Raw genomic sequence first — 12206 nt, forward strand, 5'->3', positions numbered from 1 at the left:
TATGGCTGACCATAACGATTTTGGAAAAATAGCAGAAAATCTTGCTGCTGACCATCTTAAGAAATATGGCTATAAAATTCTGGTCAGAAATTTCCGTTTTCAGAAAGCAGAGATTGATATCATTGCTGAAAAAGATGATCTGATTATCATTGTGGAAGTGAAAGCAAGATCTACAGATGCATTTATGCTTCCTCACGAAGCTGTGACCAAAACAAAAATAAAATCAATTGTTTCTGCAGCCAATCACTATTTGGAAGAATTTAATAGGGATAATGAAGTAAGATTTGATATTATTTCCGTTCTTCCTGATAAAAACAAAAACTTGGCAATTGATCATATAATGGATGCATTTCAGGCATTTGATGCCAATTGAAATACTAATTGATTAAATACACGATGTAATAATATAAGAGTGAATGACACACCGGTTATATTTTGATACATCGTTAGATTAAAAATAAACTTATGAAGACAATATTCATTACCGGAGCAACTTCAGGTATAGGAAAAGCCACTGCGGAACTTCTTGCAAAACAAGGAAACAGAATTATTATCTGTGGAAGAAGAAGTGAGGTACTCGAGACAGTGAAGACAGAACTTTCTCAGTATACCGAAATATTTAGTTTGAAGTTTGATGTCAGCAATCTTGAAGAAGTGGAAACAGCCATCAATTCTCTTCCTGAGAACTGGAAAGAGATTGATGTTCTGATCAATAATGCTGGGAATGCACATGGATTAGATCCTCTTTCGGCAGGAAAAACAGATGACTGGAATTCTATGATCGACGGAAATGTAAAGGGATTACTCTATGTTTCGAAAATGATTATTCCAACTATGAAAACTAAAAATTTAGGTCATATTGTAAATATCAGTTCTGTTGCGGCAAGACAGACTTACGCAAATGGAGTAGTGTACTGTGCAACGAAGAAAGCAGTAGATGTTATTTCTGAGGGGATGAGATTAGAGCTTACAGAATTTGGAATCAAAGTAACCAACATTCAGCCGGGAGCTGTAGAAACAGATTTCTCTTTAGTAAGATTCAAAGGGGACAGCGAGAAGGCTTCTACCGTGTATGCAGGGTATGAAGCTCTGAAAGCTGAAGACATCGCTGATGCTATTGCCTATTGTGTAAATGCACCAAAGCACGTTACCGTTTCAGATATGACTATCTATCCAAGTGCTCAGGCGGAACCAAGAACGATTTATAGAAAATAGTCCAAAATAATGGAGTAAATTTGCAGAATATTAAAATCAATTTTGTCTTTTGCAATATTGCGTTTACCTTAAAATCAAAAAATGAAAATTCTATATCTGGAAACATCTTCAAAGAACTGTTCAGTAGCAGTATCGGACAATGAGAAGCTGCTGTGTCTGTGCGAAGAAGTTTCTGAAAATTACAAACAGTCTGAAAGTCTCCATACTTATGTAGAATGGGCAATGGAGGGAGCGGAAATTTCTCTGAAGGATATTGAAGCCATTTCTTTAGGAAAAGGTCCAGGATCATATACGGGGTTAAGAATAGGCGCGGCTTCTGCAAAAGGCTTCTGCTATGGGCTCAGAGTTCCGCTGATCGCAGTAAATTCTCTTGAAAGCATGATAGAGCCTTTTTTAGGAGATAACTATGACCTGGTAATACCTTTAGTTGATGCGAGGAGAATGGAAGTTTATACGGCCGTTTATGATGGGAAAACAGGCCAGGAATTATCAGAGACCGAAGCCAAAATTCTGGATGAAGCTTCTTTTGAAGAATTTAAAGATAAAAAAGTGCTGTTTGTAGGAGACGGAGCGAAGAAAGCAAAAGATATACTCAATCTTCCTGGTGCTGTTTTTAAAGATGACGTTTATCCGTCTGCCCAATATCTTATCAGTAAAACGATGAAAAAAATACAAAATCAGGAATTTGAAGATATGGCTTATTTTGAACCTTTTTATCTTAAAGATTTCCACGGGGTAAAGAAAAAGCCTTCGTAATTGATATTTTATAAAAGAAAGATAATAACCGTATAAAGTAAAAAAGCAACTCAATTTGAGTTGCTTTTATTATTTTTATTGAGGTCTTGGCGGCGCTTTTGATGCGGGCTTATTTCCGCCGGATTTGTCATTTTTTTTCTGCTGGGCGGGATTACCCTGCTGCAAACCCGGATCTACGTTTAGGGTTTGTGTGGCTATGTTTTCCTGCTGCTGTACTTTCCCGTTATTCATTGGCGGGCCTCCTGTATTTTGTGTATTAGGCTGAACAGGAGCTCCTCCAGGTTGTTGGGGAATTGCATTTCCTTTATTATCGGTCGCCTGAAAGCTGAGATCACTTTTCAGGTAATTCAGCATTTCCTTAGCCCTTATTCCTTCGGGGGTTTTAGAATAATTCAGGGCAATCTGTTCAAGCTGAAGAATCATTACTTCCTTTCCGCTGGATTTTCCTGCATTGAAAGCATTGAGCAGATACAGTTTCGGAACCAGTGCATCCTTTGGATATTTTTGAAGGGCCTGGTCTATGAGATCTTTACTTTCTGCAAATTTTTCCGATTCAAAAAGAGCATATGCTTTTTTATACTCGTTTTCAACTTCCTCAGTTGATTTTACAAATGATTTGTTTTTAGGATTTCTGGCAAATTCAGCATAGGAAGTATAAGGATAATCTGATAACAGAATTTGTTTTGCTCTTTCAGAAGCCTGTGGATTTTTTTCATAATTCATGGCAAAAATCTCATACAATGCCTGCAGCATTACCTTTTCTTCAGGCTTTACATCTACAAGCTCATACAGCGTTTTGGTAGCCAGGGGAGTATTGGTAAAGTAATTCTGATACATAATACCCAGGCCTAGTGAGGCAGTATCTCTGTCCTTTTTCAATTGGGATAATTTACCCTGATCCATAGGAATCTGTTCAATATAATAAGCCGGTTCAAAACGTCTCGGATTAGGAGCAGAAGTCACTCCAAGCGCTTCATTTTTCATATCTTCTATAGAAGCCATTTTCTTGGAAAAACGCCAGTTATCCGCAAGTGCACGGTCTCCCCAGATCTGTTTAAATGTAGAGGCTCCTTTGCTTACTGTTCCGGTATTACTGAAGTAGAATCCTTTAGTAGTGACCCCAAAGTCTTCAAAGGAATTAGAAGAACCGTTGGCAAAAACAGAGTTGGCACTATAGTCCCCGGTATCAAATCCTTTATTTCTTTCTGCACGTCTTCTTTCCAGTTCTTCTTTCTCCTCCTTGGCCTTTAGTTTTGCAATATATTTCGTGAAATAATCTGTTTTCTGGGCATCATTCATCTTGGCAAGAGAAAGAATACTGTCATTCTTCTTGATGAGATAGTAGTTTCTGGAAATCTTTTTAATATACTCGGATTGATCTTTTAAAAGGATCTTTGAAGGTTCATAAGTCATTACAGCAAGTGCAGAATCATAATAGCTTCCGGCTCCGATATAATCATTTTTTTCCAGGTAACTTTTTCCTATTTCATAATAAGCCAGCCCACGGATTTGAGGGTCGGATACCTTTTCAAACAATGATTTTCTGAAGAACTGCTGAGCCTCCTCTTTTTTTCCTGCCTTGTTGGCCATTAAACCTAAAGCATAGTAAAATTCATTTTTTCTGGAACCATAAGTCCCTTTCTTGCTGATTCCCTCCAGATAATTTTTAGCGCCTGCATAATCTCCTTTACCATTAAAAGTTTTAGCAATAGCAATCTGTGATTTTACTTCGAATTCAAAATCATTGGCATATTTGTATGCTGCAGTATAGCTTTCCCTTGCTTTATCATTCTGCCCCAGATTTTCCAAAACCTGACCTCTCAGATAAGCGATTCTGCTTTTCAGTTTCCTGTTGCTGTTCAACTCAAAAGCGTCATCAAGCTCTTTGGCGGCTTCTTCTTTTTTTCCCGCATCCAGCAAAGATTCAGCATAGTAGATACTGAGCAGTTTTGCATAGCTTTTATTAATATCTTCTCCTTTCAGTTTTGCAAAAGTTTCATGCGCTCTGTGATAATCCTTGATTTTATCATAAGCCAGTCCCTGATAAATTCTTGCCAAAGCAATCCTCTTATCATCTTTCATATGAGTGAAAACATAATTAAGTGCGTCCAGTGCCTCCAGAGATTTACCACGATAAATTCTCGCCTGAGCCAGGATCATATAGGCGTCAAAGATCTGTTTATTTTTCTCTTCACCGTTCCTGGTTACAGAATATTTATTAATAGCTTTTAAAGCTTTAGCCTCTGCAATTTCAAGGGTGGTTGCTCCTTTTGCCTGTTCTCCATCCGGTCTTGCCGGGGCATTCCCTGAAGGTCCGCCAGGTATATTCGGTACTCCGGAATTACTCCTTCCTGAAGGTCTGTTAGCTACTTCAGCCATTTTCATAGAGTTCTCTGCAAAAGCCTCAGACTGTCCGAGGTCACTTCCTAAAGGCTGTTCTTCATAAGTCAGAATAGGAATATAAGGCGCATAAAAGTTGTCTTTATGGCCCTTATCCCGGGTCGTAAACTCACTGTTTAATGCGTCTTTGGCATTAAAAAGAGTGTTGTAATATGTTGAAAATCCTTTCAATAGCTTTGAACGCTGCTCCGGCTTTTTTGTTTTGGTAGCACAGGAAGCGACAAGGCATATTACCAAAAGGAATAATATATTCTTTTTCATTATTCAATATAACTCGCTAATCTGCTTTTTATTATCAGCAGTTTGATGATTTTGTAAAAATAATAAAATTTTATAATGAATAATATTTATATTTCCGAAGGAAATATTTTATTTCTTCTTAAATGGATGTCAGAACCTCAATAATTTTTTTAAATCAGAGCGGTTTCTTTTAATATTTTGTAAACAAGATGGGTGGGAAGTCCCATAATGGTGTAGAAACTTCCTGTGAGGCTTCTAATCTTTGCCATTCCCAGCCATTCCTGGATACCGTAGCTTCCTGCTTTGTCAAAAGGCTTATAATTTTGAATGTAATAATTTATTTCTTCATCAGTAAGTTGATCCAGAGTAACATCTGCTACATCTGTTTCTGTAAAAGATTTATTGGCTGTTTTGATAGTAATTCCGGTATACACCTGATGCGTTCTTCCCGAAAGGCTCTGAAGCATTTTAAAGGCATCCGCTTCATCTTTAGGTTTTCCCAGAATCTGATGGTCAATAGCTACTACTGTATCAGCAGTCAGCAGAACTTCATTTGCTTCCAGACTCCTGAAAGCTTCCGCTTTTAGATCAGAAAGATAAGCCGCGGCATCTTCTATTTTGATATTTTCCGGCAGAATTTCTTCACAGTCTATTTTTACAACTTCAAATTTAAAACCAAGGCTGGAAAGAAGTTCTTTTCTTCTTGGGGATTGTGATGCTAAAAGTAATTTCATGCCTGTAATTATACGGATTGTGTATTATCATCATGCCAGTTTCCCTGAACTTTCATCACCTGTTCTATCACATCGCGCACAGCACCTGTTCCTCCTTTTTTCGGGGAAATATAATCAGAAATTCCTTTTACTTCAGGAACTGCATTTTCAGGGCATGCGGCAATAGCTGAACGCTCCATGATATGAATATCCGGAAGATCATCACCCATGGTCAGGATTTCTTCATTTTTAAGGTTGTATTTTTTCTTAAAATCTTCAAAATCATCTATTTTATTGTGAGACTTAGGATAATAGTCCTGAATCCCAAGATAATTGATCCTGTGTTTTACCATCTCATCATTTCCTCCTGTAATAACACCGATCAGATAATTGTTTTTTAATGCTTTTACAACAGCATAGCCGTCCAGGACATTCATTACCCTGCACATATTTCCTCCGGGAAGAAGATAGACGCTTCCGTCCGTGAAAACTCCGTCAACATCAAATACAAATGCTTTAATATCTTTTAGTTTCTCTTTATAACTCATACATTTTCTGAATAGAATGATTCATTGTTTTATAAATTTCAAGACTCTCATCTTTTAGCAACTGTTCATGCAGCTGTAAGATCCTTAGATCATTTCTTACAGCAGGTCCTGTCTGCGCTGCTTTAGGTTCAATTTCATGGATTTTCTGAACGGTTTCATCAATCAGCGGTAAGAAATAATCAAACGGGATATCCTGAGCATCTGAAATTTCTTTAGCCCTTGAAAAAAGATGATTCACAAAATTGCAGGCAAAAACAGCTGTAAGATGGATATATTTTCTTTTTTCGTGAGTACTTTCCATTACCTTTTCTGAAATCTTTAAAGCAAGGTCAAACAACATTTTTTGATCTTCTTGATTTTCAGCTTCTACAAAAAACGGAATTTTTTCGTATTCCAGTTCTTTTGATTTTGAAAAGGTCTGTAAAGGGTATAGGCTCGCTTTCCGATAATCGCCGGCAAGAACTTCTTTAGGAAGAGATCCTGAAGTATGAACAACCAGGCAGTCTTTTTCGGTAATAGTTTTTGAGACTTCCTCTACAGATTTATCACTCACGCAGATGATATAAAGATCTGCCTTTTCCAAACGATCAGTAGAATAGGGAATGTCTAATTCTTCAGAAATATTACTTAATTCTTTTTCGTTCCTGCCAAATATCTGAACAAGAGGAATGCTTTTCAAAATGAAAGCTTTTGCCATATGATAGGCTACATTTCCGGAACCGATGATTACAATTTGCATATAACAAATATAAGATTTTAAGCTGAGCCGGAAAAGACAGATGGCTTCAGAAATGCTGTCGCTCAATATAGGCACGTTTATTGCGTAAGTGTCTCATAATATTTTTAATATTTAAATTGAAAATTAGATTTTTAATTTAACTTTCAGCTATTTTTGTAATCCAAAACAATGAAGGCATCTTATGAAGATTAAGGACGCGGAAATTATTTCGTTGATGCAGAATCCACGGACCCAGGATAAAGGAGTCCGTGCCTTGATGGATGCCTATCAAAGCAGATTGTACTGGCACATAAGAAGAATTATTGTGGACGGAGATCTTGCACAGGATACTTTGCAGGAAACTTTTATTAAAGCTTATCAGAATTTTCATCAGTTCAAAAATGATAGCCAGCTGTATACCTGGTTGTACAGAATTGCTACCAATGAAGCACTACAGCAGGTCAATAAAATGAAAAAAATGCAGAAGACTGATGAAGATCCGGAGTATCACATGCAGAATCTTGTAGCAGATAATACAGAAGGAGATGCAGAAGAAATACAGATTTTACTGCAGAACGCTATACAGAGCCTGCCTGAAAAGCAGAAACTGGTATTTATGATGCGGTATTATGATGATTTGCCCTATGAAGAAATATCAAAAATAGTTGATATGTCCGTAGGGACCCTGAAAACAAATTATCATTATGCCAAACAGAAAATAGAAGATTATATTAAAGAAAATTACGAAAAATAATTTTTGACCCTACAAAGATGAAAGAGTTCGACATAGAAAAATTAGAACGTAAAAACATTTACACAGTTCCTGAAAATTTGTTTGAAAATATTCAGGAGAACGTTATGAATGATATAAAGACAAGTAAAAAAGCACCTGTCTTTAAGCTGAACTGGATGTATGCAGCAGCAGCATCACTGGCTTTGATCTTTGGAGCAACTTATGTTTTCAATTCAGATAATGACTCTGCCGATCAGACCCTGAATTCTAAAACAGCCTATGTTGCCAATAATGGAGAGCCCAAAACAGAAAGTGAGCTGGCTTATGAAACTTTAAAATCTGATTTAACTTCTGTTGAAAATAATAATCAAACAGTTGAAAATCAAAAAAATAACAATATATACGCTTCTGAAAGTGTAAATAAAACTGAAAAAGCAACAGAGACACCCAAACCGGTGAAAACTGTAAATAAAAAAGAAGAAACACGAATGAATGACTATCTGGATTCGTTTTCTAATTCTGAAATTGCAGAATTAGCAAGTAATTCGACCCAGGACGTTTATTTGGATATTTATAATTAAAAGAAGATGAAAAAGATATTATTGACGTTTTTGATTATTTACGGCTTTGGATTAAATGCCCAAAGAACTGATTATGACTGGAAAAAGATGGATCCGAAACAAAGAAAGGAAGTCATCAACAATCTTTCCCCGGAAGAAAGGAAAGAGCTTCTGAAGAAATTCAGAAACAATATGATCATGGATAATCTGAATGTCGATCCGGAGGATAAAGCCGAATTTACACAATTGTATAACGAATATCTGGATAGCCAGAAACAAATAAAAAGTCAGTTTAATTCAAACTTTGATCCTGAAACTTTAACGGATGAAGAGGCTAAAGCCAAATTACAGCAAAGTTTTGAAGTGGGACAAAAGCTTTTGGATAACAGAAAAAAATATGCAGATAAAATGCAGCAGGTAATTCCCTGCCAGAAAGTTCTGAAGCTGTTTCAGTCAGAAAAAATGATGAAGGATAAAATGGAAGAAAGAAAACCTCACGGAAACAATAACACTGCTTCGGGACCTAAACAAAACCCATAATAGTTTATTTTTTTAATGTTGGACGGCTCTTACAGATCTTTCTGTGAGAGCCGTTTAATTTTGCTTCAAATTCCTATTTTTGCCGAAAATTTATAGATGAAAAAATTATTTTTCTTTTTTTTACTTTCGTCTCTATGGTCCGCACAAAAAACTGAAATAATTAAGATTAATGATAATCTTAGAGACAGAAAAGGACTTACAAAATCACTTACTTTTATTGATAACAGATCAGATAAAAATATTGGAAGTATTCCGGATAAAAAAGATATAGTTGAACTGAAATTTGCAACTAATGATCTTCAGGGATTGATCGAAAACAAATTCAGAGAAGACAATAAAACAATAGGAAATAATGATATTGTCCTGATGTTGGAAGACCTTAAAGTCTATGAAGAACAGGATAATAACCGTACATTTACTTATGCAAAAGCGAGAATTAAACTTTCCAGCTTTATTAAAAGAAATGATAAATACTATTTTATCGGAAGATATAGTAATGTAATTGTCTGTAACCCGAATATTACAGTACATCCTTCTATATTTTTGGCTGGACAGATTTCTGAAATATTTACACAGTTTATAAAAGCGTCTTATTATCCAAATATTAATCCCGGATATTATATTCCTGAAAATGAAATAAACAGATATGAAGAGTATTTAAACAAGGAGTATAAAGCATTTAACAATCCTATTCTAAAGGAAGGTATTTACACAAACTTTCAGGAATTTCGTAACCAGAATCCAAATCCTGAGTATTCCCTCAAAAAAAATAAGAAAGGAAAAGTAGTGCAGTTAATAGATAAAGGCCTTGAGACTTCGCTCTCTAAAGTATATTGCTATGTAGAAAATGGAATAGCTTATAAAACGACACCTGTGGGCTTTGATGAAATAAAGAAAGATAATAAAGGCTTTTATATTTATTCTTCCAGAACCAATCTTTTTGCTTCAGCCCAAACCGGAGGTTTATTCGTTGGAGCAGTTACAGGAGGTTTGGTAGGAGCTTTAATCGGTGCTGCAATTGATTCCTCATCCAATACCAATGCTGGAGCAGTTCAGGGAGTCGGTTTCAGATCTACTATGGAATCCAATGTGTATCTTGATTCTTTAACCGGGAGTTATATATTTGAAAAATAAAAAAATCAGCAGTAAAAATTAAATAAATTCATACAATAAGATAATGAAAGACAATAATCTCTCGCTTTTTTTTATCTTTGCAAACTACAAGATTCTTAAATGAAAAACATACGAAATTTTTGCATAATCGCCCATATCGACCACGGTAAAAGTACCCTGGCAGACCGTCTGTTGGAGTATACCAATACAGTTACCCAAAGAGAATTACAGTCTCAGACGCTTGATGATATGGATCTGGAAAAAGAACGTGGGATTACGATTAAGTCGCACGCTATCCAGATGGATTATGAATATAAAGGAGAAAAATATATTTTAAACCTTATCGATACACCGGGACACGTTGACTTTTCCTATGAAGTTTCCCGATCTATTGCTGCCTGTGAAGGAGCGCTTCTAATCGTGGATGCTGCACAGAGTATCCAGGCACAGACCATCAGTAACCTTTATTTAGCACTGGAAAATGATCTGACAATCATTCCGATTCTGAATAAAATTGACCTTCCGTCTGCCAATCCTGAGGAAGTAACCGATGAGATTATGAATCTGATCGGGTGCGACTATGAAGATGTACTGAGAGTTTCCGGAAAAACAGGAGAAGGTGTTCATAACCTTTTAGAACAGATTGTTGAGAGAATTCCTGCACCGGAAGGAGATCCTGACGGTCCGCTTCAGGCCTTGATCTTCGACTCTGTTTATAACCCTTTCAGAGGTATTGAAGCGTATTTCAAGGTAGTGAACGGAAGTATTACTAAAAATGAAAAGATCAAATTCTTCGCTACAGGCAAAGAATATGGGGCTGATGAGGTAGGAACGTTAAAACTTAAGCAGGTTCCTAAGAAAACAATCCATTGTGGAGATGTAGGCTACCTGGTGTCGGGAATCAAAGATGCCCGTGAAGTAAAAGTAGGAGATACCATCACTTCTTTTGACAGACCTGCAGCGGCTCCTATTGATGGATTTGAGGAAGTAAAACCAATGGTATTTGCCGGTATTTACCCAATTGATTCTGAAGATTTTGAAGAGCTGAGATTCTCTCTTGAAAAATTAAGACTGAATGATGCTTCTCTGGTTTTCGAACCGGAAAGTTCTGCTGCTCTTGGTTTCGGTTTCCGTTGCGGATTCCTGGGAATGCTTCACATGGAAATTGTACAGGAACGTCTTGACAGAGAGTTTAATATGAACGTGATCACTACGGTACCGAACGTATCTTATTTTGGATATTCCAAAAAAGAACCAGAAATTCCGATTCTGATTAACAACCCTTCGGAAATGATGGATCCGTCTATTATGGACAGAGTGGAAGAACCGTTTATCAAGGCTTCTATCATTACCAAATCTGATTTCGTGGGGCCGGTAATGACTCTATGTATTGAAAAAAGAGGAGAAATTGTTAACCAAAGCTATTTAACTTCTGAAAGAGTGGAATTGGTGTTCAATATGCCGCTTGCTGAGGTAGTATTTGATTTCTATGACAGGTTAAAATCAATCTCTAAAGGATATGCTTCATTTGATTATCATCCAATCGGATTCAGAGCGTCCAAGCTTGTAAAAATGGACATACTGATCAATGGTGATATGGTAGATGCCCTTTCATCTTTGATTCATGACAGTAATGCCTATCACATTGGTAAAAAAATGTGTGAAAAACTTCGTGAGCTGATTCCGAGACAACAGTTTGATATTGCTGTTCAGGCTGCCTTGGGTACGAAAGTAATTGCAAGAGAAACCATTAAAGCCTTAAGAAAAGACGTTACTGCAAAATGTTATGGTGGTGATATTTCCAGAAAGCGTAAGCTATTGGAAAAGCAGAAAGAAGGCAAGAAGAAAATGAAGCAGATTGGTAGAGTAGAAGTACCACAATCAGCGTTCATGGCTGTATTAAAGCTGAATGACTAATTCATTATAAAAATAAAAACCGCTTCTGATAATGGAGCGGTTTTTTTTGTTGATTTATTTCTTACGGGTGTATTTTATTTCCATGGTTTTGTACTCTTTTCCTGTCTTGGAGTCCGGGCCGTACATTTCCAGTTTTTGATTGTTGTCATCTACAAATGTGAAAACCTCTCTGAAATCACAATCTTTCCCAGGTCTTGAAGGATCCGTCATTTTTCCTTTAAATTCAACCGATTTTGTAGAGGGACTCCATTCCCCTTCACCATGCATGATACCGGTTCCCATATTGTCGATCCATGTACTGATAAATTTCTTTTTGGAGTTGTCATATCCCACAATGCTCATTCCTTCGAAAGGCATTCCCATAAAGTTGCCTTTATGATTACTGATCTGGTAGCGTCCGCCATACATCATTTTATTGATAGTCTCAGATTTACTCATCATAGGTTTTCCTCCGTTTTCCATCCACATGGTGGTTTCTCCCGTCCAGATTCCGTCAGATTTTGCCAGCATCTTATGCATTTCTCCCGGAGTAGAGTACTCCATCCACGCTTTCATAGCTGTTGCTGAATCTACTGGTTTCCATTCAGATTCTGAAGCAGCAGGGTCTGCTTTATCGGAACCATTGACTGCTGTTGTTTTTCCTTTCTCACAGGCTGTTAATAAAAAAGCAGCGATAAGAATTGATAATAAATTTTTCATAATGGTTTAGTTATAAGATGGTTAGAATGATAACTTAAAGATAGGAACTTTTAT

Annotated in this window: 13 protein-coding genes; 8 read left to right on the top strand and 5 right to left on the bottom strand. The window is 36.7% G+C overall.

Annotated elements, in window-relative coordinates; genetic code table 11:
• Position 1 precedes the first annotated feature (1 nt).
• The 3 genes from CRS_RS08290 (at position 2) to tsaB (ending at position 1971) form a co-directional block, all read left to right on the top strand.
• The gene (locus tag CRS_RS08290) at positions 2-373 is read left to right on the top strand and encodes a YraN family protein (RefSeq protein WP_142723585.1); all 372 of its coding nucleotides are present in this window, start codon (positions 2-4) and stop codon (positions 371-373) included.
• A gap of 92 nt (positions 374-465) precedes the next feature.
• Positions 466-1215: an SDR family NAD(P)-dependent oxidoreductase gene (locus CRS_RS08295; RefSeq protein WP_142723586.1), complete on the top strand. Its 750-nt coding sequence runs from the start codon at positions 466-468 to the stop codon at positions 1213-1215.
• 81 nt (positions 1216-1296) lie between these two features.
• Entirely contained in the window at positions 1297-1971 is a 675-nt protein-coding gene (gene tsaB / locus CRS_RS08300; protein ID WP_142723587.1) for a tRNA (adenosine(37)-N6)-threonylcarbamoyltransferase complex dimerization subunit type 1 TsaB, read from the top strand.
• Positions 1972-2046: 75 nt separating this feature from the next.
• On the opposite strand, the gene CRS_RS08305 is transcribed toward tsaB, so the two are convergent.
• The 4 genes from CRS_RS08305 to CRS_RS08320 form a co-directional block, all read right to left on the bottom strand.
• A complete protein-coding gene (locus CRS_RS08305; protein ID WP_228451211.1) occupies positions 2047-4632 on the bottom strand; it encodes a lipopolysaccharide assembly protein LapB in 2586 nt (861 codons plus the stop codon).
• Positions 4633-4781: 149 nt separating this feature from the next.
• Positions 4782-5345, bottom strand: a complete 564-nt coding sequence (locus CRS_RS08310) for a nucleoside triphosphate pyrophosphatase (protein ID WP_142723588.1) — start codon at positions 5343-5345, stop codon at positions 4782-4784.
• Positions 5346-5353: 8 nt separating this feature from the next.
• Complete coding sequence (locus CRS_RS08315; protein ID WP_142723589.1) at positions 5354-5872, bottom strand: HAD family hydrolase; 519 nt, start codon at positions 5870-5872, stop codon at positions 5354-5356.
• Positions 5862-6611, bottom strand: a complete 750-nt coding sequence (locus CRS_RS08320; RefSeq protein ID WP_142723590.1) for a Rossmann-like and DUF2520 domain-containing protein — start codon at positions 6609-6611, stop codon at positions 5862-5864. Before CRS_RS08320 ends, CRS_RS08315 begins: the two co-directional genes overlap by 11 nt.
• A gap of 181 nt (positions 6612-6792) precedes the next feature.
• On the opposite strand from CRS_RS08320, the gene CRS_RS08325 reads away from it, so the two are divergent.
• The 5 genes from CRS_RS08325 (at position 6793) to lepA (ending at position 11453) form a co-directional block, all read left to right on the top strand.
• Entirely contained in the window at positions 6793-7344 is a 552-nt protein-coding gene (locus CRS_RS08325; RefSeq protein WP_034694015.1) for an RNA polymerase sigma factor, read from the top strand.
• A 17-nt stretch (positions 7345-7361) separates the two neighbouring features.
• Positions 7362-7904, top strand: a complete 543-nt coding sequence (locus CRS_RS08330) for a hypothetical protein (protein ID WP_142723591.1) — start codon at positions 7362-7364, stop codon at positions 7902-7904.
• Between the two features lie 6 nt (positions 7905-7910).
• Entirely contained in the window at positions 7911-8423 is a 513-nt protein-coding gene (locus CRS_RS08335) for a hypothetical protein (RefSeq protein WP_142723592.1), read from the top strand.
• A gap of 96 nt (positions 8424-8519) precedes the next feature.
• Positions 8520-9557 (top strand): hypothetical protein, encoded by a 1038-nt coding sequence (locus CRS_RS08340; protein ID WP_142723593.1) that lies wholly within the window; start codon positions 8520-8522, stop codon positions 9555-9557.
• Between the two features lie 99 nt (positions 9558-9656).
• Complete coding sequence (lepA, locus tag CRS_RS08345; protein ID WP_142723594.1) at positions 9657-11453, top strand: translation elongation factor 4; 1797 nt, start codon at positions 9657-9659, stop codon at positions 11451-11453.
• 54 nt (positions 11454-11507) lie between these two features.
• On the opposite strand, the gene CRS_RS08350 is transcribed toward lepA, so the two are convergent.
• Positions 11508-12152 carry a DUF1579 domain-containing protein gene (locus CRS_RS08350; RefSeq protein WP_142723595.1) on the bottom strand — a complete coding sequence of 215 codons (645 nt, stop codon included), beginning with the start codon at positions 12150-12152 and terminating at the stop codon, positions 11508-11510.
• Positions 12153-12206: the final 54 nt, after the last annotated feature.

It is taken from the genome of Chryseobacterium sp. ON_d1 (genome assembly GCF_006829085.1).
In the GTDB taxonomy this organism is placed as follows: Bacteria; Bacteroidota; Bacteroidia; order Flavobacteriales; family Weeksellaceae; genus Chryseobacterium.

Coding starts and splice junctions, on each gene's coding strand:
- CRS_RS08310 (WP_142723588.1), bottom strand. CDS start 5,345: ATGAAATTACTTTTAGCATCACAATCCCCAAGAAGAAAAGAACTTCTT.
- CRS_RS08315 (WP_142723589.1), bottom strand. CDS start 5,872: ATGAGTTATAAAGAGAAACTAAAAGATATTAAAGCATTTGTATTTGAT.
- tsaB (WP_142723587.1), top strand. CDS start 1,297: ATGAAAATTCTATATCTGGAAACATCTTCAAAGAACTGTTCAGTAGCA.
- CRS_RS08335 (WP_142723592.1), top strand. CDS start 7,911: ATGAAAAAGATATTATTGACGTTTTTGATTATTTACGGCTTTGGATTA.
- lepA (WP_142723594.1), top strand. CDS start 9,657: ATGAAAAACATACGAAATTTTTGCATAATCGCCCATATCGACCACGGT.
- CRS_RS08305 (WP_228451211.1), bottom strand. CDS start 4,632: ATGAAAAAGAATATATTATTCCTTTTGGTAATATGCCTTGTCGCTTCC.
- CRS_RS08350 (WP_142723595.1), bottom strand. CDS start 12,152: ATGAAAAATTTATTATCAATTCTTATCGCTGCTTTTTTATTAACAGCC.
- CRS_RS08320 (WP_142723590.1), bottom strand. CDS start 6,611: ATGCAAATTGTAATCATCGGTTCCGGAAATGTAGCCTATCATATGGCA.
- CRS_RS08290 (WP_142723585.1), top strand. CDS start 2: ATGGCTGACCATAACGATTTTGGAAAAATAGCAGAAAATCTTGCTGCT.
- CRS_RS08340 (WP_142723593.1), top strand. CDS start 8,520: ATGAAAAAATTATTTTTCTTTTTTTTACTTTCGTCTCTATGGTCCGCA.
- CRS_RS08295 (WP_142723586.1), top strand. CDS start 466: ATGAAGACAATATTCATTACCGGAGCAACTTCAGGTATAGGAAAAGCC.
- CRS_RS08325 (WP_034694015.1), top strand. CDS start 6,793: ATGAAGATTAAGGACGCGGAAATTATTTCGTTGATGCAGAATCCACGG.
- CRS_RS08330 (WP_142723591.1), top strand. CDS start 7,362: ATGAAAGAGTTCGACATAGAAAAATTAGAACGTAAAAACATTTACACA.